Origin of the sequence: Flammeovirga yaeyamensis, assembly GCF_018736045.1 — a bacterium.
Taxonomy (GTDB): Bacteria; Bacteroidota; Bacteroidia; order Cytophagales; family Flammeovirgaceae; genus Flammeovirga; species Flammeovirga yaeyamensis.
This window is the reverse complement of sequence record NZ_CP076132.1, coordinates 2,684,940-2,709,416: the sequence shown is the minus strand read 5'-3', so window position 1 is coordinate 2,709,416 and position 24,477 is coordinate 2,684,940. Positions and strand designations below refer to the sequence as shown.

Here is a 24,477-nt window from a genome sequence, read left to right as displayed (position 1 = left end):
AAAAAATAATTTAAATGAGTTCTATAATACTTTTATTAGGTGCTAATCTGGGCAATAAGCTAGATACTTTATCAAATGCTGTCAATTTTATTCAAGATGAAATTGGAGATGTAAAGTCGATTTCTCATATCTATGAAACTGCTGCTTGGGGTAAAGAAGATCAGCCTTCTTATTATAATCAAACACTCTGTGTTGAAAGCGATATATCTCCTGAGGATTTAATCCTTATCACTCAAAAGATTGAAAATAAACTTGGAAGAGTAAGAAAAGAGAAATGGGGTGCACGTATCATTGATATAGATATCCTTTTCTATAATGATATTATCATTGATCAACCTAATCTAAAAGTTCCTCATCCTTTTATTCAAGAAAGGAGATTTACATTAGAACCGTTAACAGAAATTATTCCTGAGTTTATACACCCAGTTTTAAATCTCAGTATAAGTCAATTACTTTTGCAATGTAACGACTCGTTACCAGTAAAGAAGTTACAAAAGGTAATGAGTTAAATTAGAATCAAATGGCAAGAAGAAAGAAAAATATAGTTCTAGAAAATATTGAAATCATCGATATTGGTGCTGAAGGAAAAGCAATCGCAAAAACAGAAGATAATATGACTGTTTTTGTAACAGGTGCTGTGAAAGGTGATATTTGTGACTTGCAAGTGACTAAAAAACGCAAGGCATATATGGAAGCGAGACCGATCAATTTCCATCAATATTCTGATCTTAGAGTAGATGCTTTTTGTGAGCATTTTGGACTTTGCGGTGGTTGTAAATGGCAAATGCTTGATTATAAATCACAATTGCATTTCAAACATAAACAAGTTGAGGATCAATTGACTAGAATTGGTAAGATAGATCTTCCTGAATTCAATCCGATTTTAGGTTCTGAAAAGACCAAAGAATATAGAAATAAAATGGATTTCACATTTACTTCAAGCCGTTGGTTAACGAAAGAAGAAATGGAAACAGGTGGAGAAAACATTGAAAGAAGAGGTGTTGGACTTCACTTGCCAGGAATGTGGAATAGAGTTTTACATTTGAACGATTGTTATCTTCAAAATCAGCCAGCTGATAAAATCAGAAAATCTCTATATCAATTTATTCTTGATAATGATTTAACAACATTTGATCATTATGAGCATACTGGTTTATTGAGAAACTTAATCATTAGAACGGCATCAACAAAAGACCTAATGGTTATGGTGCAGTTTTATGATAATAATGAAGAACAAATTCAATTGGTGATGAATCATCTTAAAGAATCATTCCCTGAGATTACTTCTTTATTATATGTCATTAATCAAAAGAGAAACGATAGTTACCAAGATTTAGATTTTAAAGTTTTCAATGGGAAACCTTATATAGAGGAAGAAATGGAAGGTTTAAGATTTAGAGTAGGTCCAAAATCTTTCTACCAAACAAACTCTGAACAAGCATATACTTTATACAAAGTAGCTTGTGATTTTGCTAAGCTTACAGGTGAGGAAAGAGTATATGATTTATATACTGGTACAGGTACAATTGCACAATTTGTTTCTAAAAAGGCAAAAGAAGTAATTGGTATTGAGTATGTAGAAGATGCAATTAAGGATGCTAATAAGAATGCAGAATTAAATGGTATAGAAAATTGTAAATTCTTTGCTGGTGATATGAAAGATATTCTAACAAAATCTTTCATTAAAAAGCATGGTAATCCAGATGTGATTATTACTGACCCTCCAAGAGCAGGAATGCATGAAGATGTAATTAATCAGATTTTGGAAGTAGAGCCAACAAGAATTGTATATGTAAGCTGTAATCCTGCTACACAAGCAAGAGACTTGGCCTTACTCGATTCTAAATATAAGGTTGTAGAGGTAACTCCAGTAGATATGTTCCCACAAACTTATCATGTTGAAAATGTAGTAGCATTGGAATTAAAATAATTTCAATAACTCATATAAAAGAAGAACGGGTGATACTTTTTTGTATCACCCGTCCTTTTTATATAAACTCATTTTTTATAATGATGAATTTTTCTCCGACTTCTAGTTTATCACTTCCTTTCTGTTCTTCATAAATAGTTTTTAAAAGAAGCACATCATCCCAAGTTACATTTCTTGGATCTTTCTCTAAAACTTTAAACAATCTTCTTGTTAGGGTGAAAAAGCCATCGCCATACTGAATAGTCATAACTATTTGAGCGACATCAATATTATGTGTTTTAACAATTCTGTTGTCATCCTTTGCTTGGATATCAAAAGATAAAACAGTCAACATTAATAGGGTAGTAGCGAAAATTTTTAAAATAGACTTTTTCATAGTTTGAAGAATTTGTTATGAATAATTAATCAACACTTCAAATCTAATGTAACATTGTTACATATGCAAGAAAAAAATAAATTTATTTAATTTTAATTAATTGAATAACAATGTTTTATGATTTAATAGGAGGGAAGGAGCCATTTTTTAGCTACCTCAATATCTGAAAAATATTTATGATCTATCGAAACATTATAGATGCTTCGTTCAATTGTATTTTCTAATGAAATCTGTGAAAGGAATTTTTCTGAAAGAATAATCGCAAATTTATTAATCACATAATTGATTTCTTTAAGAGCCAAATCGGATGACCATTTTTGAATTTCTTTAGAAACTACATAATGGAAATTACGTGTATCTGTGATACAATATTTTGGTTTATACTTTAAACAAACATCCACCCAGAGTCTAACTTCGTTCTTATACTCTTCTATGGAAAAATTTTGTTCGTTCACAATATCCCATGAGTTCATTAAAAGATGATGTTCAGGGTCGTATAATATTGTGTGTAAAGAAGATTTGCTTAAGTTTTTCATTGTAAAGATATAGCATGAAATAAGTAGGGTAAATTTAATTATAAATATTGAATATAAAAGATCTATTTAACATAATGTATATTATATGTGTTATGTCATAGGCAATTTCATTTTAAACTAACTTTATTTACTACCAGCCCAATATTCTTTCAATACATTTCTGCATAATAATATATTCATTTTGAGGGCTGATTTGAAGGTTTTCAGTACTCTTTAAAATTTTCCAATCGTGTTTATTTTCATCATTTAATTCATCAGAAACACATATTATACCGTAAGGTTTTCCTTCACAAAATTCCTTCATATGGTCAATATACTGCTGATTTAAAGGTACAGCAAAGTAAAAATAATCGCAATACTGTGCCTTTGTTATAATTTTTGATTTAGATTTAGCAAAATCTTCTAAGTTAGTAACTACTTCAACTCCAATAAATTGAGGTCTTTCCTTAGTCATTTTATTGGGCTTGCATACAGAAAGAATATCAATTTCAGTATATGCACCTAAACGGAAACTAATAAGATGTTCATGCTTAAAAGTGAAATCTTCTTTAAATGTTCGCGCTAACCATTGTTCTGAACGTAAAGCATTAATAATATTGGCTCTAGCAACATTTTCTGAAGACACTTGATATTTTTCCATTTTCTTCAGATCTTCCCAATATTTATCTAAAGAATTAGCCTTAACGTGTTCATTTTTACTACTATCCTTTAAATCATAAGGAACAACGAATTGAGACTTTGATTTATCAGCTGCAATTGGAGTTTCTTCGGAACGTTTCCTACCTCTTTCAGTCTTCCCCCCTTTCAATGGTCTATATATGTTCCACAATTCTCTTAATTCATGACGCATATTTTCACCTGAAATCATCTTGTCTTTTACTTCATCAACTATACGTTGTGGAGCGATAGTTCTTACTTTACTAAATGTTTCTAATTGTTCAGGAGTTGTTTTTACTTTTGCTTCATCCATTTTATCCACATCATGAACCCCCAAAAGCTCTGCATATAATTTCGCACCAGAACGAGCACGCCACAAAGTGGATATATTAATTCCATTTTTTCGTGCTAATTCTTTAACATATTCAGTAAAAGATCTAGAACGCAATTTATAAAGCTGGTTAACTTCAATCTTATCCAATAACTTAGCTACTCTTAACCAATTACGTCTATCCTTTTGTATAAGAATTTCAAATTCTAACTCTATTTGTTCTAATTGATATAAATTCATAGTTGCAAGTTGCAACTATATATCAATAAAATCAACCTTTTTATTATCATTTTCTAACCTTTTTTGTATTTTCGGTTATACAATAATCATTTTGAAAAAATTACTACTCTTAATAGTCGTCATCTCTTGTTCACATCCTATTTTTTCTCAGGATGTATTATCTCTATTTGCGACTAAAGGTCCTATGGCTCAGCAAAGGAGTCTAGAAGTATTTAGAAGATATGCCACTCCCCTCTCCCAAAGTTATGCATGGTCTACAAGTTTGGGTTGGATGTATACTGCACGCCCTCACAGACCGATTGGCTTTGATATATCAATATCTAATGCAGGAGTTATTTTACCTGATAATGCTTTATATTATCGAGTAGATGATATTCAAGGAGTAAGAGTTATTTCAGGAGATAATAGTTTACCTACCTTTTTTGGTAGTAATACTCAAGAATCTGTAATTGGAATTATGAATGATGATGGTTCAGAGGCCGTGATTCCGGCAACACGGGGTATTAATATAAACTATGCATTACTACCTTCTATAAAGTTTGGACTTGGTGTAGGAAAGAATACTGAATTAATTGGTAGGCTTTTTCCAAAAGTGGAATACAATGGGATTGTCGTTAAAATGTGGGGAACAGGTATTAAACACAATATTGCCCAATGGTTTTTTAAAGAAAAGTCGCCATTTGATCTAAGTTTATTTGCTGGCTATACACAGTTAGAAGGACAATATCCTCTTCAAAATTCACAAGTTGCTCCGGTTGTTGATCCTGGATTCCTTCAGTTTGAAACCAAAGGCGGTAATTTTGAATGTATGCTTTCTAAAACATTCCCCCTACTCACTATATATACAAGCGCAGGTTATGTTTACACTAAAAATGAAACTTTATTAAACGGCAATTATACCTTATTACAATTAACCGAAGAATCATTAAACATACCTACAGACGGAGTACTTGATATATATAGGTTACAATCTTGGAAATTTAGTGCAGGTTTGATGTTTAAAATTGGTTTAGTTTATCTTAATGGTGATTACACTTATGGGTGGTCACATCAAATAAATGTGGGTTTAGGCCTTACATTAAAATAAATGCCTCTAATTTTTGTTAAGAATTCTTAAATGAAAGCAGATTATTACCCGTATAAAGGTTAAATAAACGATTTTTGTATTTGCGTTTAGAAAAACACGCTTAATTATCTATCCATTGATCGATATTATAAATTTTTCTAACATTAAGATTGTAATTATAATAATGTTTCAAACATTAAAATAAGACTATATCGTGGATTTATTTGAAAAACTTCTTCAGGATAGAGGACCGCTAGGGTCACATTCCAAAATGGCTCATGGTTATTATGCTTTCCCTAAACTTGAAGGAGAAATTGCTCCTCGCATGACCTTCAGAGGAAAAGAAGTATTGACGTGGAGTTTGAACAACTATCTTGGTTTAGCAAACCACCCTGAAATTAGAAAAGTTGATGCTGACGCGGCTGCTGAATATGGTTTGGCATACCCAATGGGTGCACGTATGATGTCTGGTAACTCTAACCTTATCGAAGAATTTGAATCAGAATTAAGTTCTTTCGTTGGTAAAGAGGATACAATGGTTTTAAACTTCGGTTACCAAGGTATCATGTCAGTTATCGATGCATTAATTGACAGAAAAGACGTTGTAGTATACGATTCAGAATGTCACGCTTGTATTATTGATGGTTTGAGAATGCATGTTGGTAAAAGATTTGTATTCCCTCACAATGATATCGAGAACTGTGAAAAACAACTACAAAGAGCAACTAAACTAGTTGAACAAACTGGTGGTGCAATTCTTTTGATTACTGAAGGTGTATTCGGTATGCTTGGTGATCAAGGTAAATTGAAAGAAATCGCAGATTTAAAAGATAAATATCAATTCCGTATGTTGGTAGACGACGCTCACGGATTTGGTACTTTAGGAAAAACTGGTGCTGGTGCTGGTGAAGAGCAAGGATGTCAAGATAAAATTGATATTTACTTCTCTACTTTCGCTAAGTCAATGGCTTCAGTAGGTGCATTCATTTCTTCTGACGAGCAAGTGATTGAGTATTTAAGATACAACACTCGTTCTCAAATTTTCGCCAAAACTTTACCTATGCCATTGGTAAAAGGTAACTTGAAGCGTTTAGAGATGTTACGTACAATGCCAGAGTTGAAAGACAAACTTTGGGAAATTTCTACTGCGTTACAAGACGGTTTGACTAAGAACGGTTTTAATATCGGTGAAACAGATACTCCTGTTACTCCAGTATTCTTACAAGGTGGTCAAAACGAGGCGGTAAACATGATTATGGACTTGAGAGAAAACTATAATATTTTCTGTTCAGTTGTAGTTTACCCTGTAGTTCCAAAAGACGTAATCATGTTACGCTTAATTCCTACAGCATCTCACTCTCTTGCTGATGTTGAAGAGACAATTACAGCTTTTAAAGCAGTTAAACATAAACTTGAATCTGGTGAGTATGCGAAAGCAGAACCACAAATTTTCTCTTAGTTAATTAAGATTCAATTTGATATTAAAAGGATAGGATTTTCGTATAAAAAACGAGGTTTTATCCTTTTTTTTGTGCCCTAAAATTGTGCTATTTAAAAGAAATTGTATAAATTGGGGTATATATATTTTAATTCATCGATAGAAATTTTTTAGTAAAATGGACAAATTCACAGAACTAAAAGAGCTTATCCAACAAACTGAAGAGGACGCTCAAAAATTCTACAACAACAAAGTTGCAGCGGCTGGAACTCGCGTAAGAAAAAACATGCAAGACATCAAAAAACTTGCTCAAGATATCCGTCTTGAAATCCAAGAGATCAAAAACAACGGTTAATTCCTGTTTGGATCACACGACAAAAAAAGGGGATGTTTCTAACAACATCCCCTTTTTTTATTTATGCATTCGATGTAAAATATCTACTGCTTCTCTTATCCTTTCTGTAAATGAAACTTGATCATAAGTTAATTTCATTTCGTGTGAATCCACATCTTGATGCTCACCCAAAGCCACTCTACAAATGGCATAAGATTGTGAAACTAATTGATCAAGAATTTTAGAAACACCATAAGTAAAAGAAAACAAATAATCGAATTCTTTTTTAATAAAATTCTCAATATTCGATTCAGGATTTTTCTTATTCCAATTTACTTTTGAAAGTGGAATTATTTTATAACCGAAAGGAACATCAAATTCTATTTTTTTCTCTTCTGTAATAAAAATAAACTCAATATTTTTTACCCCTTTTGGGAAAATTTTATCTACTATTTTACTTTCATTCAAAGTAGACCTTAATTGTTCACTGTCTTTTATATAAAATATAAGCCCAATAGATTTGGCATCATTCAGGGGAAATTTATTATGATGCTTTCTATCTTTATCTAATCGTTTGTTTATTAATTGATTACCAATTAATTTATTTTTAAAAAGTTCAATCATTCTTAGTTGTTTATCATTTCAGAAAATTCTTCTTCCGTTAAAACAGTAATACCTAATTCGGTAGCTTTTTTCAATTTAGAACCAGCCTTCTCTCCTGCAACAAGATAATCAACATTTTTGGAAATTGAAGTTTTTACACTTCCTCCATTTTGTTTAATTAAAGCATGCATTTCATTTCTAGAATAGATGCTAAACTTTCCTGTGCAGACAAAAGACTTACTTTCTAATGTATCTTTTACTTCTTGTTTTTCTAATTTAAATTTTAGACCAGCTGATTTAAGTTTATCCAAAAACTCTAGTTGCACATCAGAATTAAAAAACTTTTTAACCTCAACTGCAACTGTAGATCCAACATCATAAAGTTCAGCAATTTCTTCTTCAGTAGCTTCAGCTAACTTATCTATATCTGTAAATACTTCTGCTAATTTTTCTGATATTGTACTACCTACACTACGAATTCCTAGTGCAAATATGACTTGTTCATATGGTATGTTTTTAGATTCTTCAATACCTGACAACAGTTTATTTATAGACTTTTCTTTAAAACGATCTAATTGTGATAGTTTTTCTTCTGTTAAGCTATATAAATCACCGGCATCTTTTATTAATCCAATACTAATAAGCTGTTCAATTGTCTCACCACCTAAAGAGTCAATATTCATTGCTTTTCTACTTACAAAATGTTGGATTCTCCCTTTTATTTGTGGTGGACACTCATAATTTTTACAATAATGTTGAGCTTCTCCTTCTTTTCTTTCTAAAGTAGAATTACATGCAGGACAATTTTCAATATAATTGACTTTTGTAGCTCCTTCCCTCCTAGATGTTTTATCTACACCAGTAATTTTAGGTATAATCTCACCTCCTTTTTCAACGTAAACAACATCGTTGTAATGCAAATCTAGTCTTTCGATTTCGTTTGCATTATGTAGTGATGCTCTTCTAACCGTCGTTCCTGCCAATTGAACAGGTTCTAAATTTGCAACTGGTGTAATTGCCCCAGTTCTACCTACTTGATAGGTAATGGATAATAAAGGTGTTTTTGCCGCCTCAGCTTTATATTTATAAGCTATTGCCCATCTTGGACTTTTGGCAGTGTTACCTAATTTTTTATGTAAATCCATTTGATTTACCTTAATAACTACTCCATCTGTTTCAAGAGGCAAATCTTTTCTTTTTTGATCCCAAGAAGTGATATAATCCCAAACTTTATCGATATCACTGTTGATTTCAAAAGTATCTGGAATATTAAACCCCCAAGCTTTTAGCCTTAAAAGTCCATCGTAGTGAGATGTAATTTTCTCATAATCAGAAGCAATTTGATAAGCATACATATCTAATTTTTTCTCAGCGACTTTCTTGGGATCTAACTGCTTAAGTGCACCTGCAGCGGCATTTCTTGGATTAGCAAGTAATGGCTGTTCTTTATTTCCTTTTTGTCTACGAATCTCATTCTCTACAGAGATTTTTAAATTATTCTCTTCAAAGGAATTTTTACTCATAAACACCTCTCCTCTCACTTCAAGAATATCAGGAAATTCACCTGTCAACTGTAGAGGAATACTCTTAATTGTTCTAGCATTTTTAGTAATGTCATCACCTTTAATACCATCACCTCTGGTAACTGCTCTAACTAAAATACCATTTTCATATGTTAGACTTAGTGCAACACCATCATATTTAAGTTCACAGACATATTCCACTTGATCAAGATTAATATCTTTTTTTATTCTATCATCAAAATCAGTTAGATCTTCTTTATCATAAGTATTTGATAAAGATAACATTGGAATTGCGTGTGCTACATTTTCAAAGTTTTGGGATACTTCACCACCCACTCTTTGAGAAGGTGAGGTAACTTTTAATAATTCTGGATAATCTGATTCTAATTGAATCAATTCATTCATCATTATATCAAATTCCTGATCTGATATATCAGGTGCACCTTCTCTATATTTTTTATCTAAATCATGTATTTGATTAGATAATTCTTCAACTCTTTGCTCCGCCTCTTTGAAAGTCATAATCTATGAGATTTCCTTAATTATAATTGTTCTCTAATTTTTGATGCAATCTCTGCTAACTCCTCATTGTCTAATTTTAATTTATGCTCAAAATTCATATCAGACATTCCATTAATAGGAATTAAGTGCATATGTGCATGAGGTACTTCTAATCCAATAACAGCATGTCCTACTCTATTACATGGGAATACTGCTTTTATTGCTTTTGAAACTTTCTTAGCTGCTACATATAAGCCTGCTAATGTTTCATCATCTAAATCAAACATATCGTCCACTTCTTTTTTAGGAACGATGAGTGTATGCCCCTTTTGTACCGGAAATATATCTAAAAAAGCATAATAGTTTTCATCTTCATAAACTTTATGTGAAGGGATGTCTCCTGCTATGATTTTTGTAAAAATAGATGCCATTTATATTTTATTTTTTGGTTTAATAACTAAATAAATAATCATGAAAAATGCACTTAGAAAGCCAATTGTACTAAGAAAAGGCATTCCAAGAAAATTTCTACTTGAATATGGAATTGGAGCATTCATGATTAATGCTGAGGTAACCAATAAAGCAGATATTAAGATCACAATATTTAAGTTAGAAGCAGCTTCTTTTCTTTGTTGAATGAGTGGTTCCAATCCTTTGTGATCAATGTTTATAGACAATTTACCTGTTCTCGTTTTCTTTAAAATATACCTCACTTCCATAGGAAGATTGTAGAATAAAGAAGATAATTGGTAAAAAGTATAATAAAAGTCTGAGCTTAAATTCTTAAATGAGAATTGTTCTTGAGCCAATTTTTTTGCGTACGGTTCAATTTCAGGTAAAACCTCTAAATCTGGTGAAATAACATTTATAATACCTTCTAAAATAGCTAAGGCACGTAAAATGAGAAATATTGAACCGGGTACAGCAAGGCTATGCTTGTAAATAATTTCTTGTAAAGCAGTGGTTACCTCAGCCATTGTAGCGTCTTCGTTACCATGAGTATAGTAACGATCAACCATGTTGTTTAAATCTTGTTCTAGTGCTTTACTGTCTTCATGATCAGTTTCTTTTGCAATGCGCCTCAAGTGAAGTGCCATTCCTCTAGCATCATTTCGAGACATTGAAGCCAAGAAATTAGCAAGACCAAATCGTTGATATTTAGATAATCGGCCAATCATACCGAAATCAATAAGAATAATTTTTCCATCAGGTCGTACCAGGACATTACCTGGATGCGGATCTGCATGGAAAAATCCCTGCTCAAAAATTTGATCTAAATATATATTCATTCCCGAAGTAGCAACATCTTTTAATGAAAGCCCCCAGGATTTAATAGTTCTAACATCAGTGATTTTGCAACCACTTACATATTCCATCACTAATAATTTTTTCGTGGTATACTCTAAATGAGCATAGGGAATATGAACATGATCTTTATCTTTATTTGCTCTCCTAAACTGAACTAGATTTTTAGCTTCTATTGTATAATCCAATTCACTAACTATACTCTCCTCAAAAGTTTCAACTACTTCATCTGGATTTAAAAGTCCGTGTCTAAGGAAAAAAGCATGCGTATGTTTTACGAATTCTTTTAATAGCCTCAAGTCAGTAAGGATTTGCTCGTAAGCACCCGGACGTTGAATTTTTAATACAACATCTTTCCCATCTTTTAAGCGAGCACGGTGAACTTGACCGATACTGGCAGCACCAAGTGGTTTATTATCAAAAAAGGATACAAAATCGTTAAGATTCATTCCTGTTTCTTTTTCGACAATGGCTATCGCTTCTTCTTCTGAAAATGGAGGGACATTGTCCTGTAATTTTTGGAATTCCTCAATTAAATCTTGAGGTAAAATATCAGGACGATTACTTAGAGTTTGAGCAAACTTAATAAAGGTTGGACCTAATTCTTCTACTACAAGTCTAAACCTTTCAGCACGACTAAACTTAAGTACAGGTTTATTATCTCTTTTCCAATCATCAATAGGTACAAAACGTTTTAAAGAAGTAGTTGAAACTACATCTTCAAATCCGTATTTCAACAAGATTTTAATGATTTGCTGAAGTCGTTGTATATTTTTTACTTTGGTGGAAAAAAGCATCTAAAAAAATAAAAGAGTCAAAACAATTTTTGTCTTCTGTTTATAAAAATAGAAAAAATTAATTATAAGCAGTAATATCAATTTGATAAGACAATTATTTATTCTTCACTACAATTTAATGATCCTATTTTGAAATAATATTATAAACAGATAATTCTTCAACCTAATTTAAATAAAATTAGGTTTAAAATATTATTTGCTAAAAAAGTATACGCTTAATAGTAAAATATAACCTTTAAAATTGATTTAGAATGGGTATCCAATGGCTAAGTTAAATACAAGTTGATTCCAAGACGGCTTTTTTATGACCCATTGATCTCCATCATCTGGAGTATAAGGAACTCTAAAAGGCATGGCAAAATCTAGTCGTAAAACAAAGAATTGAACATCGACTCTTAAGCCTACTCCTCCACCAACAGCTAATTCATCTAAGACTTTTCCTACTTCAAATTCCCCTCCTTCACGTTCAGGATCTTCGGATGCTAACCAAACGTTACCATAATCAACAAAAGCTGCTAACTTTAAATATTGGTGTAAATCATAACGATACTCTACACTACCTTCTAATTTAATATCACCAGCATGTTGGCTAAAAGAATTTGCATCTTTATCATCAGAAGGTTTATAGCTACCTGGTCCTAGAGTTCTTGATCTAAATGCTCTAAGGGAGTTAGGTCCTCCAACAAAATATTGCTTTACAAAAGGAAGGAATGTGGAGTTACCCCACGGCACTGAATAACCTGCAACAAGTCTAGTAGCGATGGATCCTTTTTCCGTAGTTTTAAAATAAAATCTTAAATCATTTGTCAGTTTTACATATTGAGAGAAAGGATTACCCAAGATTTGATATTGCCCAGTTTCCTGATTTTTTTCAATACCTGTGGCTTGCATAATACCATACCACATATTACCTGAAATATCTATGTTCCCTTTATAGTAAAAACTACTGTTTCTTACCTTTTTATCCCATGATGGTGCATATTCAAACGTATAATTTGAACCTAATATAAACTGATTTCTAAATGTCTCTGCAAGGGAAGGAAAGGCATCAGCAATATCAGTCCCATCGGTTGAAGATGTAGCTTGATAACTGATAGCAACAGGGTTTAATGTATGTCTAATTTTTTCGTTTGTTCTCCAATCAAAACCATAACTTGTATTGAAATAGTTTAGTGAATAAGACGGGAAAAAGTGATATCTTTTAAATCCTAACCCAAAATTGGTATATGGAATATAAAAATCACCACCAGGTCGAACATCGAAAGGTGCTATTACTCTTGGAATAGATAATTTTGTATCGAAACCATACCAAAAGATCACATCTACACCATTTGTATTCCCTCCGAACTGTTTTTGTATACCAGTAAAGAGTGTCACAGAGAATCTTTCAGCACCTCCAAAAGTATTTCTATTTTTCCATGTAAAGTCTAACTCTGGTCCGGTGTAACCTGTTGACCAAGTAGACATCGATAATTCTGTAGAAACAGAATGCAAGGTTACCTGAGACATCTTTGCATTCACTTTCATTTTCCCTTTATAAGGATCTAGAGTTTCCTTTGGCTCAAATTCCATATTGACATATTTGAAAACCCCTAAACCAGAGAATTGCTTTAATGATGCCTGATGATCATGTCTAGAATAGGTTTCTCCTGCTCTTAATTGAAGTGTTTCATTCAGAATTTTTGGCTTTAAGTTTACAGGATCACCATAATAAACTATCCCACTATCCACATCTACTTTTTGATGATTTCTCTTAGAAACATTCAAACCATCTAAGTCAAAATCAGGTTGTAGAATAACGGTATCAATTTCATATTGGCGTTTTACCTTATCAGGCATTTCCTTGAAATAGGCATAGACATTAATGGTTCTGTCTTCATTTGCAGAATCTAGATCAAACATCAAATAGTTGGAACTGAAGTAGTAATAACCACTATCTTTCAGTGCCGTATTTATTCTTGTTCTTTCATCCCTAAACGCTTGAAGGGAATAGCGATTTCCTTTTTTTAGAATTGATTTGCTACTTAAATTTTTAATCTTTCTATTAAAAGGGTTTTTATCCTCTAAATTCCAATTCACACTATCTAAGACATAAGGTTTATCTCTTACCACAACATAGTAATCAACTGATGTAGATTTTGACGCTGAATCTTGAATGTTTTTGTATTTAACCCTTGATCCAAAGTACCCATTGTTGTTTAGTGATGCTTGGATTAGCTCCACTGTTTTTTTCGTGAGGTTTTCGTCGTAATACACAGGCTTTTCCCCAAACGCTTTGTTCAATCCTTTCTTTAAGCCTTTTGGTCTTTTCGCATTTTCAGCTTTAAAATGATACCATGCAGCATTTTTCTTATTAGGTGCAATAGATAAATTTTCTGATAGTATATACTTGAGATCTTCATCAATCTTAATACTATCAGGGGTATCGTATTTTATCTGAGCGCCTGTATAAAAACTTTTATCCTCTTCGATGTATTTTGTGATACTACATCCAAAAAGTAAAAAAGTGAAGCATATTATTATAAAATATCTATTAGTTGTCATTGTCTGCTAATAAGCTATTTAATGATTCTTCTCTATGAAAAAATGGAATAAAAGTATCCATATATGAAGATGATTTCTCTGAATTACTAGATGAATCACTTTCTACAGGAATTTCATTTATGGTTGAATCCGGAAGTGTATTTATTGAAGTGCTGTCTATTTCAACAGCAGGCTTCATACCTCCAGAAGAAGTAGAATCAGGTTTCGCTGGTTTCATTCCGCCACCTGATGAGGTTGAATCTTTTGGTGAAGCCATCATACCTCCTCCAGTATTTGACCTCTTGATCATACCCAACCTTTTTCTAACATCTTTTCTTTTATCAAGATTTCTGATGAATAATTCTTTCCCCTGATTATAATCCTTCGTGAATACTATTGAAACTCCTGTCTTAAATACATCCGGTGTGAAATATTGAGCGTCAATAGATCTAAATAACCTATTTTTAAGCGTCCCATCTGTAAGGAGATTGTATTCTAAGAGGAAATCGGTGTTAAAGGTATTCGATGAATTTGATGCTTCATTACCATTTACCGCTACTTTACCTCCAACAGATACACTTAAACGATCATTGAAAAGGTTTTTCTTTAAAGTTACTCCAACGTCAGTTCTATTTGATGAACCACCTTTGTCATTATTCTGAGAATAAGAATCAACATCAAAATTCACATCAACAAAGCCGTTGGTTAAATTATTAGTTACATTATTCAATTGCTGACTGATGATCGAACTTACAGATCCTGCTACCATATCAGTAGTTGAAGCTCCATCTCCACCAGCATCATTTAAAAATGTACCTAAAATCAATAGTGCAAATACCTGTTTATTTAATTGAGATTCATCCTGATTTAAATTTTCGACTGCAGTCTCAATTTTATCACCACCTTGACTACCCTCTGGATATTCTAATTTAAATGATAATTCAGGAGTGATCACATCACCTCTCATATTCATATATACCTTGAAAGGCCTTTTGGATTTGTACTTATTGGTTTCACTCTGACTGATCAGGTTGGCAACTAATGGATATGGTGAAGTACTAATCTCATAGATAGCAGTCATATTTGCTTGTGGATTGTAGGGATCACCTGTCCAAAGTACAGAACTTCCTTTTTCTAATAATAACTTTTTATTCATCAACTGATAAAAAGTCATGCTGTAATCTCCTTCTGTTACTTGATATTGGCCTGACATCACTAAATCCCCTCCAGCATCCATTCTTAAATTCAAAGTTCCGCCTCCTACTAAGGTTAATGCATCCCCAGCTCTTGGGTCGATTACTATTCTAAAAGAAGATTGATTATCAATATTAATTTTAGCATTCAATTCATAATTGTCAGACTTCTTTTTGATATTAGTTGTATCTTCTTCAGCTATAAATTCAATAATATCATCTCCTGTTTCTACATCACCTAAACCTCCATCTATGTAGACATAAGTTAGGTTGGTACCTCTTGAAATACGAATATCAGAATCGATAATCAAATGATCTATTGGACCTTTGATTGAAGTTAAATTACCAATGATCAATTGACCGAAGTATTCGGGATTATCTTTCACTGTTGAATTAATTAAGACGATATCATCAGCAGAGAATTTTAAATCAAAATCCATGCTCTGATAATCTGTTGTAACTATACTACCTCCAAGTAAAGCTAAGTGATCATGTATGTCTCTAAATCCAAATTTGTTGAAGTGAATACCTTTATCATCAAATGTTGCATCACCATCTAAACCATATAAAGTTAGGTTTAGCATATCAACAGTAAAAGTTGGATGATACATATTGATGCTACCTCTGACATATAATGGAGCAGAACCACCACCTTTTACCTTCATGTCTCCTTTAAATCCACCAGATAAATCTGATAAATAACCAAACGAAAGTTTTTCGAAAGGTTTTATTAAAAGGGAATCAATAGTCATTGTTAAATCCAAGGGAGCAATCGTATCTGCCATATTAAATGTGGCGTCTGATCTCATATTACCTATAGGACCATTAATTACTGTATGGTTTTCATAAATATTGATGTCTGTTGTATTCTTAGCAGTATTTTTAATAGTAGCAATGATGTTATTGAAGAAACCGAAACCATCGATAATTAGATTTGAATTAAGTTTACCTCCAGAAGATATGTCTCCTATTTCTACATCCATATTAATATCACCATTGATGAGGGATGTATCATTCTGGCTATTGTAAGTCAGTTTATCTAAAGAATAATCTTTTATCTCGAATTTGTATACGGTATCTTTTTCATCGTACTGAGAAGTATATAAATTTATTTCTTGTTGATCCTGTTTTAAGCGAACATTGCTTACATAAGGAAGTCCACCATCTGATAAAATATAGTTTTCCTTATTCACATCCCACTTCATTCCATTCACTATGAATTTATCTTCTAAATTAAATCGATATGTGGTAGAATCTAGAATTAATTCTCCTCCGGCCCATAGCCATTCTTTTGATAAATCTTCTGTCTTACCTTGTGTTATAAAAGTCAGATCATTGTCTTTAGCTTCTCCATTAAGACTCCAATGATGTAATGCATATTCCTCGTACCCCAACATTTGAAGTAATCTAAATCCGACATCATATTTTAAGGAAATACCATTAGCATGTAATGATAAATATGTAGAATCAAGATCAATATCAGAATAAGTTATTCTTGGTAGAAGAACATCAAAATCGAATTTATTAGTAGAGGCATCGAAAAGGAAATCACATTTGCTTAAAACCAATGAGTCCAATCCTTCTATAAAACCATTGGTCAGTAGTTCGGAATCTGTCAATTTTAAATAGCCTGACATTTTGCCATTTGATGGTGGCAATTGACCAATCATATCTCTTGATGAAATGTATTGTGAAAAATACCTTTCCAAAACTACAGATAATGAATCCAAAGGTAAATCAGAATTTATGGCACCTTCAATATGAGGAGCGACTAGATTACCTGCAATATGTGTTGAATCTAATTCTGCATGCAATTTGATTTCATCAAAAGTGTAAGTGTCTTTACCATCGTAAAAATATAAATCCTCAACTTTTAAGGTAGAATTCAAATCCTTGATATCGAAACCTCGAGTATCAGAATCTATTATCATTCCTATAGTTAGTGTGTCTTCGTAAAAATTGAGTTTCAAAAAGTCTAAGTGTTCAATTTTACCATGAATATCTGCAATAGGGACTTCTTGATTCATGTCAATAAAACCATTAAGGTCGAATTGAGCACCATCTCCTTTGGTTTTCGCATCCCATTTAACAGCCATTCGGTCTACATCTAAGTTGGCTTTTAATCCACCATAATCGTAATTATTATAGATAGCTTCTTTGAGATGGAAAGTAATTAAAGCCTTTAGATCCTTTTCAGGATCAAAACCTTTACCTACAGCTGTCAAATAAGTACTTACTTCACCGATTGTGCTGTCCTTTAAAATTTTTCCAACTTCTAAATTATAGGTGTTAGTTTTGATTTTATACTCATCTTCATTTAATAAGTAATATTCTAAATCAAAAGCTCCATACTCATCTAGTGCCAATTTCATGTCCCCAGATAAATCCGTTGGGTGTCCTTTTACCTTTAAATTACCCACTATATGTTTTGGTAAATCAAATGACTCTTTTAACGTATCATCGAGATTGATATTTATAAGAGGGGTTGTATAAAAGTTTAGAGAATCGATTTTTACGGCGAAGTATAGAGAATCTTCGCTCATTACATCTTTCAATTCTATATCAAAATCTGTTTCTAAACCTAAATTTGAATTTATTTTACCCTCTTTGATGGACATTTCTTTTGTATTCCCTTTGGCTATTAAACTACCATCCACATAAGATGTCAAGTAAGGAGCAATTACAGAATCTTTTTTAAGTGTTGGATCAAAGATTAATGCATCAGAAAATGTCAAATGAGATCGTTTTAAGTGATTATCAAATTGAAGATCGTCTATATAGTCTCCTATTTGATATAAATTGGTGAATCGCAATTTCAAATCATTTAGTAAAAAGCTATTATTCACTTCAACCAACAATTCCCTTAACTCAAGACTTTGTGGTTGAACATCTATATATGAGGACAAACTATTGATACTTAAACCAGATTTTTCGACCATATCAAAATGCTCTAGGTCGATATAAATCTGTTGATCGTTGACCTTAATATCAGTAGTTGAAAGGTTGGTCTTAGAAATGAAAATATGTTTTGCATCAAAACCTTCAACATTCTTATAAAGGTGATCATCATATTTTAAACTTAGGTCTTTGATGCCTATTTCGTTGATGGCTACATTCCAACCTATACCTAGATCTTTAAGAGGTGCTAAAGGTAAAACTTTAGCCGGAGGTGCTTTTATTGTAGTATCCGAGGTTAATTGATATTCAATAGAAGATTGATTTAAATCAAATTTTTCAATGTTAATATCTTGTTTGACTAAATCAAATTCATGTTGTAATAAATTAAGATCACCTATGTGAATAGTCGCTTTCTGTGGACTTACTTGATCATCATAATCAAGATCAACATTATGGATTTGTAGTTTGCTTAATATTAAATGAAAGGGAGTTTCTTCATCTGTAGATGTTTGAGTGGTATCAACATCAGATGTAGGCATTTCATCAAATTGGGTGTATGAAATTTTACTGTTTTCTAGTAAAATATTACTCACGTTGTATGATGATGTATTTAAGTTGATTTCGGGAATGCTTGTATTTAGTCTACCAATATTTAAATGTGCATCCATATTCATCACACTATCTAAGTAGGTAATATCTACATCTATTAAATCTATATCGTGAAGAATGATTGGAGGAATTACTGAAGTAGTGGTATCTTCTTCTACAACTTCCTCCTCATTAGAAGCGAATGCATTGATTAAATAATCAAAATTGAATTCACCATTCTTATTGACTTTAATATTTGTTTGGAGACTATGAACAGCAAACTTATCGATAACCACTCTTTCTAAAGATATGGTTTCGGCGTCGACGTCTAATTCAATTTCTTTTATAGAAATAAAATCTTCCCCATTGGGATTTTTTAGAAGTACGTCGTCTATGACTAAAGATTTAGGGAAGTTTAATGCTATATAGCCTATACTTACTTCGCTATTAGTTTTGTCTGAAAGATATGATGTTGCCTTATCAACGATATAGTTTTGTACAAACGGCACTCGTAAGATACCGTACACAAGACCTAATAGTAGGATAAATAAAATTAGGATTCCAAAGAAAAGGCGTTTGAGAGATCCTTTCATTCTCAGTTATTCGAGTTTAATTATGGTGTTACCAAAACTAAAATTAAAGATTTTTATATTTTTTTACGAGAATAAAGGGCGAAAATATCAAATCGTTTAACTTTTATTTTTCCACATATCGTAACGCTGATTTAATAACTTACTCATTATTGAGAAGTTATCCCATGTGTCTTGAATATGGAACATACTTTCTAATTCTTTTAAAAGTGCATCCTTATAGTCATTTAAGTATTGTCCACTGCAGTAATATTCCAACACAAATGGTTTTATGTCATCATCAAATAGATCTATATCTAATATACCATCTAATGTCTCTGCAAGGATAATTGGAGTAATCTCTTTTCTTGAGAAATACAGAATTTGTGATCCAAAATCATCTTCATATTCTTCACTATAAAGGTCATTGGCAATCACCCAACCAAAAAAATGTCCAATGTGAAGGTAGGCCTGGTCTAAAGATAAATCTTCTGGGTAATCGTTCCCAAAATAATTTCTAACGTTATCAATTACAGTAGTATTCGTTGAATTCATAGTAAGCTGGAAAAGTATAATGAATAATATGAGCTAGTTATATCACTAAAGTGTATGGTTAATATTACCATTTTTTTTTCGTAAGATGCAAAAAGATTTCAAAATTATTTAATTTGAATAGGATTTCAAGTGTATTATAAAGTAACTTGAGATGTAATTATTAAGGCATAATCTTAAAAAATTTGAGAACACTTACATATCTTTCTTTTATTTTTCTGACTATCATCTGTTTAACTTTTCAAAGTGCTACAGCTCAGAATGCGACACTAAGAGGTGTTGTTTTGGATTCTATAGGGAATCCAATTTCAGCGGCAATGGTACAAGAAGGGACAAATAAGAATAATTTTTACATTACGAATAATGAAGGGGCCTATATTTTAGAGTTATCACCTGATTCTTTAACAACTATATTTTTTAATCATCCTAATTATTCCCCTCGAGCATTTCAGATAAAATTATTAAAGGATGAGATAAAAACTTTAGACATTAAGTTATACAAACAAATCTTTGAATTGGATGAGGTGAAAATTGTCGATTCAAGAGAAAGTGATATTAGAACAAAGGCTGGAGCTGTTTATGTTAAAGGTGAAGATCTTCAAGAAATACCTGTAGGCTTTGGTGAATTCACTCAACAATTAGTAGCTAGTGGTGCATTAGGTATTGCTTCTAATAATGAGCTTTCTTCTGATTATTCTGTTAGAGGAGGTAGTTTTGATGAAAACCTTGTTTATGTAAATAACATAGAAATATACAGACCTTTTATTGCTCGTGCAGGTCAACAAGAAGGACTCAGCTTTGTCAATTCTAGAATGGTAGATAACATTGAATTTTCTTCAGGTGGTTGGGAAAGTAAATATGGAGATAAGTTATCAAGTTCATTAAATATTCAATACAAAAAGCCGATGAGCTTTGAAGGAGTATTGGAAGCATCCTTACTAGGCGGAAGTTTAACTGTTGGCGGAGCGTCAAAAAATAAGAAACATACAGGTATTGTTAGTGCAAGATATAAATCGACAGAATACCTATTAAATACATTACAAACAGAAGGTGAGTATCGTCCCCGATTTGGTGATGTCCAATCGTATTTCAGTTTTGATTTATCTGGAAAAGAAAAAAAAGGAAAAACTTATCTAGATGCAATTTTATCGTATGCATCAAATAGATATAGTGTTTTTCCAACTACTCGATCATCAAATTTTCAAACAGGAGAAGGTGTAAGTAACTTAACTATTGCTTTTGAAGGGAAAGAACAATTAGATTATGATACTTTCCAAGGTGGCTTAAAATTGATTCATAACTTCAATGAAAATTTCACTTCAAATATTATCACTTCTGCCCTAGTTACTCAAGAAAGAGAAAGAAGTAATTTAGAAAACGCCTACCGTATTTGTGATACTCAAGATTTTAATAGTATTAATGATTGTTCTACTGAACAAGGCATTGGTGGAGGTTATCAATATTCTCGAAATTCGTTAAAGGCAAATGTTTTTATTGTTGAGAATAGAAATGAGTGGGATCATTCTAACCAACTTCATTCTGAATTTGGAGTTCAAATGAAAGTGGAGGACATAGATGACCAATTGTCTGAGTATCAATTTCAAGATTCTGCAGGATATGTTATTGATGTAAATAATGTACTTAGTGCAAATAATAACATTACCTCTCAGAGATATTCAGGGTATTATCAAACTACCTATTTTTCCCCTAATGATAAACACAAAATGACTTTGGGTGTTCGTGGAACGTATTGGACGATTAATAATGAATTTAATTTTTCACCACGTTTCCAATATTCCTTTAAACCAGAATGGGAAAAAGATGTCGTTTTCAATTTTGCTTCGGGTGTGTATTATCAACCTCCTTTCTACAGAGAAATGAGAAGACCTGATGGTACTTTAAATCTAGATCTAAAGGCACAAGGATCCTTACATTTTATAGGAGGAATAAATTATAATTTCGAACAATGGGGACGTCCATTTAAATTGATATCTGAAGTCTATTACAAGCATTTATGGAATGTTGTACCATACAATGTCGATAATATAAGAATTCGATATTCAGGTGAAAATGAGGGTGTAGCCTATGCTGCAGGTATTGACACCAGAATTAGTGGAGAGTTTATTCCTGGCACCCAATCTTGGGTAGCACTGAGTATAATGCAAACGAAAGAGAAAATTGAGGGTGACCCTCGTGGGTTTATAAGGAGACCAACGGATCAAAGAGTTACTCTTGCTATGTTTTTCCAAGACCATTTACCGAATAATCCAACTATGAGAATGAATCTACGTTTCTTATTTGGTTCTGGTTTGCCGTTTGGACCTCCAGATCAACCTGAATTTAGAAATGCATTTAGTGGAGGTAATGAATACATGAGATTAGATTTGGGTTTCAATAAGATTATAGCATTGAATAAAAAATCGAATAACCCAAGTGAAGAGTTTATGAAAAACCTTCAGATTGGATTAGAAATACTAAATGTTTTGGGAAATAATAATGTAATTTCTCACACTTGGGTAAAAACATATGATGGAAAACAGTATGCAGTTCCAAATACTTTGTCCCAAAGATTTTTCAATGTAAAAATGATTTTGCAACTTTAGAGAAAGAAATATAAAGATTATGCAGGAGAGTGATTTAGTTAGACCTAAAGTGGGTAGATTTTGTAGAACAGAGATTGCATTTCTTGGTACGTCTCCAGGGATTGTTAAAGAATTAGTTTTTAGACTAATTGAGAATCTTTCTGACAATTGGAATTTAGGTTATATTGATTGTGACCATCAAAGTTCCGAAATGGAGAAGGAATTAGGTATTGATTCCTCTAAGGCACTATCGCATAAAGCACGTGTTGAAATAATTGATAAAATTACTTTTTCAAGAGCTGATTTTAGAAAAGCTTTCAGTGTACCTGAGAGACATGTGTTATTAAATGATATTGATGCTGCATTTATCAATGGCAACCACTTTAAAGCTTCTAAACAAATTCTTATAATAGATAAAGATAAAACACCTACTCTACATCGTAAAATTAACCGATTAAGTAATGTTTTATGTGTTGTATTAGCAGAAGGAGCATCAAAAGAGGATATCCCTCCGATATTATATGAGAGAATACATAATATTGAGCATAAGCCAATATTTGAAATAGGAAACACAGTTGGTATTAGTCAATTTATTGAGATAGTATTAAGACAAGATACTGGAAATTTAAATGGCTTATTGCTTGCTGGAGGCCGTTCTAAAAGAATGGGTGGTAAGGACAAAGCAAAGATAAATTATCATGGTAAAGAGCAGCGTTTCCATATGAAGGAAATTCTTTCTAAGTATACCTCAAAAGCATTTATGTCTTGTCGACCACAACAATTGAAGGATTTTTCGGATCAAGAGAATCTCCTACCCGATTCTTTTATTAATTTAGGTCCTTTCGGAGCATTATTATCTGCATTTAGACAAAATCCAAATTGCGCATGGATGACTGTAGCCATTGACTTACCTTTTGTAGATGATAAAACTATTATGCATTTGATTGAACAAAGGGATCCTTCTAAGTTAGCTACACTTTACAAGTCTAAGGATACTGGAGCTCCTCAGCCATTATTAGGTATTTGGGAACCAAGGAGTTATCTTAGACTCCTTCAATCACTGGCCTTCGGAAAAAACTCTTTGAGGGAGATTTTAGAAGATGCCAATATCAAATTAATCGAACCATTATCAGACCATACTCTAAGTGAAGTAGATACCATGGATGAGTTAGATATTGCGATAAAACAACTAAGTCAACAAAATTCAATTTAATTTTTTGCTGATAATTTTTAGTTTTGTACTAGTAAATTAAAAAAGAAGTCTTGAACAAAGTAAGATTAGAAATACTAGGGCTATCAGCTAGCCATACTTCCCACGGTTCTTTCGCACTAGTATTAGGCGAAAAACACGGAAATAGAAGATTACCTATAATTATTGGTATGTTTGAAGCACAAGCTATTGCATTAGAAATAGAAAAAATTTCTTCAAACAGACCTATGACCCATGATTTATTTAAAAGCTTTGCATTAAAACTTGGAGCAAGCATTAATCATATACAAATTTCGAATTTAAAGGAAGGTGTATTTTATGCTGATATTCATGTAATTACTGCAGAAGGCGAAGAAATAATATTAGATGCAAGGCCTTCAGATGCTGTGGCCATAGGAATACGTTTTAACGCTCCTATTTATGCATATGAGAATATTATGGGCGAAGCAGGAATTCAAGTTGAAGAACTTGAACAAGATGAAGTAGAACATGCTGATGACATCGAAGATGATGACGATGATTTGGATATTGAAGACTTTGAAGGGCTAGATGATGAGGAAGAGGAAGTTAGTTTAGAGGCTGATGACGAGGATAATGATAGCGGATACGCACATTTAAGTATAGATCAACTGAACTCTTTACTACAAAAAGCAATTGATAACGAAGATTACATGAAAGCAGCTAATATACGTGATGAAATCACTAAAAGAAGCTAAATATTAAAT

Annotated in this window: 18 protein-coding genes; 8 read left to right on the top strand and 10 right to left on the bottom strand. The window is 32.2% G+C overall.

The window, feature by feature from the left end:
* Positions 1–14 precede the first annotated feature (14 nt).
* Positions 15–509 (top strand): 2-amino-4-hydroxy-6-hydroxymethyldihydropteridine diphosphokinase, encoded by a 495-nt coding sequence (folK, locus tag KMW28_RS10610; protein WP_169663441.1) that lies wholly within the window; start codon positions 15–17, stop codon positions 507–509.
* A gap of 11 nt (positions 510–520) precedes the next feature.
* A complete protein-coding gene (rlmD, locus tag KMW28_RS10605; RefSeq protein ID WP_169663442.1) occupies positions 521–1,930 on the top strand; it encodes a 23S rRNA (uracil(1939)-C(5))-methyltransferase RlmD in 1,410 nt (469 codons plus the stop codon).
* A 58-nt stretch (positions 1,931–1,988) separates the two neighbouring features.
* On the opposite strand, the gene KMW28_RS10600 is transcribed toward rlmD, so the two are convergent.
* The 3 genes from KMW28_RS10600 to KMW28_RS10590 all read right to left on the bottom strand — a co-directional run bounded on the left by KMW28_RS10600 (position 1,989) and on the right by KMW28_RS10590 (position 4,070).
* Positions 1,989–2,306, bottom strand: a complete 318-nt coding sequence (locus KMW28_RS10600; RefSeq protein ID WP_169663443.1) for a hypothetical protein — start codon at positions 2,304–2,306, stop codon at positions 1,989–1,991.
* Positions 2,307–2,428: 122 nt separating this feature from the next.
* Positions 2,429–2,842 carry a hypothetical protein gene (locus KMW28_RS10595; RefSeq protein ID WP_169663444.1) on the bottom strand — a complete coding sequence of 138 codons (414 nt, stop codon included), beginning with the start codon at positions 2,840–2,842 and terminating at the stop codon, positions 2,429–2,431.
* A 130-nt stretch (positions 2,843–2,972) separates the two neighbouring features.
* Entirely contained in the window at positions 2,973–4,070 is a 1,098-nt protein-coding gene (locus tag KMW28_RS10590) for a hypothetical protein (protein ID WP_169663445.1), read from the bottom strand.
* A 91-nt stretch (positions 4,071–4,161) separates the two neighbouring features.
* Here KMW28_RS10590 and KMW28_RS10585 point away from each other — a divergent pair, with 91 nt between their 5' ends.
* The 3 genes from KMW28_RS10585 (at position 4,162) to KMW28_RS10575 (ending at position 6,929) form a co-directional block, all read left to right on the top strand.
* Positions 4,162–5,157 (top strand): DUF6588 family protein, encoded by a 996-nt coding sequence (locus KMW28_RS10585; RefSeq protein WP_317171224.1) that lies wholly within the window; start codon positions 4,162–4,164, stop codon positions 5,155–5,157.
* A 193-nt stretch (positions 5,158–5,350) separates the two neighbouring features.
* Positions 5,351–6,595, top strand: a complete 1,245-nt coding sequence (locus KMW28_RS10580; protein ID WP_169663447.1) for an aminotransferase class I/II-fold pyridoxal phosphate-dependent enzyme — start codon at positions 5,351–5,353, stop codon at positions 6,593–6,595.
* 157 nt (positions 6,596–6,752) lie between these two features.
* On the top strand, positions 6,753–6,929 hold the full coding sequence (locus KMW28_RS10575; RefSeq protein WP_066207506.1) for a histone H1: 177 nt from the start codon (positions 6,753–6,755) through the stop codon (positions 6,927–6,929).
* 57 nt (positions 6,930–6,986) lie between these two features.
* On the opposite strand, the gene KMW28_RS10570 is transcribed toward KMW28_RS10575, so the two are convergent.
* From KMW28_RS10570 to KMW28_RS10540, 7 genes are all read right to left on the bottom strand, one after another.
* Positions 6,987–7,532: a DUF6913 domain-containing protein gene (locus tag KMW28_RS10570; RefSeq protein WP_169663448.1), complete on the bottom strand. Its 546-nt coding sequence runs from the start codon at positions 7,530–7,532 to the stop codon at positions 6,987–6,989.
* A 2-nt stretch (positions 7,533–7,534) separates the two neighbouring features.
* Entirely contained in the window at positions 7,535–9,556 is a 2,022-nt protein-coding gene (ligA, locus tag KMW28_RS10565) for an NAD-dependent DNA ligase LigA (protein WP_169663449.1), read from the bottom strand.
* Positions 9,557–9,576: 20 nt separating this feature from the next.
* Positions 9,577–9,966 carry an HIT family protein gene (locus KMW28_RS10560; protein WP_066207513.1) on the bottom strand — a complete coding sequence of 130 codons (390 nt, stop codon included), beginning with the start codon at positions 9,964–9,966 and terminating at the stop codon, positions 9,577–9,579.
* Positions 9,967–11,637: an ABC1 kinase family protein gene (locus KMW28_RS10555; protein ID WP_183363881.1), complete on the bottom strand. Its 1,671-nt coding sequence runs from the start codon at positions 11,635–11,637 to the stop codon at positions 9,967–9,969.
* Between the two features lie 246 nt (positions 11,638–11,883).
* The gene (gene tamL, locus KMW28_RS10550; RefSeq protein ID WP_169663451.1) at positions 11,884–14,181 is read right to left on the bottom strand and encodes a translocation and assembly module lipoprotein TamL; all 2,298 of its coding nucleotides are present in this window, start codon (positions 14,179–14,181) and stop codon (positions 11,884–11,886) included.
* Positions 14,171–19,432, bottom strand: a complete 5,262-nt coding sequence (locus KMW28_RS10545) for a translocation/assembly module TamB domain-containing protein (protein WP_169663452.1) — start codon at positions 19,430–19,432, stop codon at positions 14,171–14,173. Before KMW28_RS10545 ends, tamL begins: the two co-directional genes overlap by 11 nt.
* Positions 19,433–19,528: 96 nt before the next feature.
* A complete protein-coding gene (locus KMW28_RS10540) occupies positions 19,529–19,963 on the bottom strand; it encodes a DUF7832 domain-containing protein (RefSeq protein WP_066207522.1) in 435 nt (144 codons plus the stop codon).
* 182 nt (positions 19,964–20,145) lie between these two features.
* Here KMW28_RS10540 and KMW28_RS10535 point away from each other — a divergent pair, with 182 nt between their 5' ends.
* From KMW28_RS10535 to KMW28_RS10525, 3 genes are read left to right on the top strand one after another with little or no spacing between them, the layout of a single operon-like run.
* Complete coding sequence (locus KMW28_RS10535) at positions 20,146–22,563, top strand: TonB-dependent receptor (protein ID WP_169663453.1); 2,418 nt, start codon at positions 20,146–20,148, stop codon at positions 22,561–22,563.
* A 19-nt stretch (positions 22,564–22,582) separates the two neighbouring features.
* Positions 22,583–23,755, top strand: coding sequence for an NTP transferase domain-containing protein (locus KMW28_RS10530; protein ID WP_084005785.1), 1,173 nt, complete (start codon positions 22,583–22,585; stop codon positions 23,753–23,755).
* A 50-nt stretch (positions 23,756–23,805) separates the two neighbouring features.
* On the top strand, positions 23,806–24,468 hold the full coding sequence (locus KMW28_RS10525) for a bifunctional nuclease family protein (protein WP_066207524.1): 663 nt from the start codon (positions 23,806–23,808) through the stop codon (positions 24,466–24,468).
* Positions 24,469–24,477 lie beyond the last annotated feature (9 nt).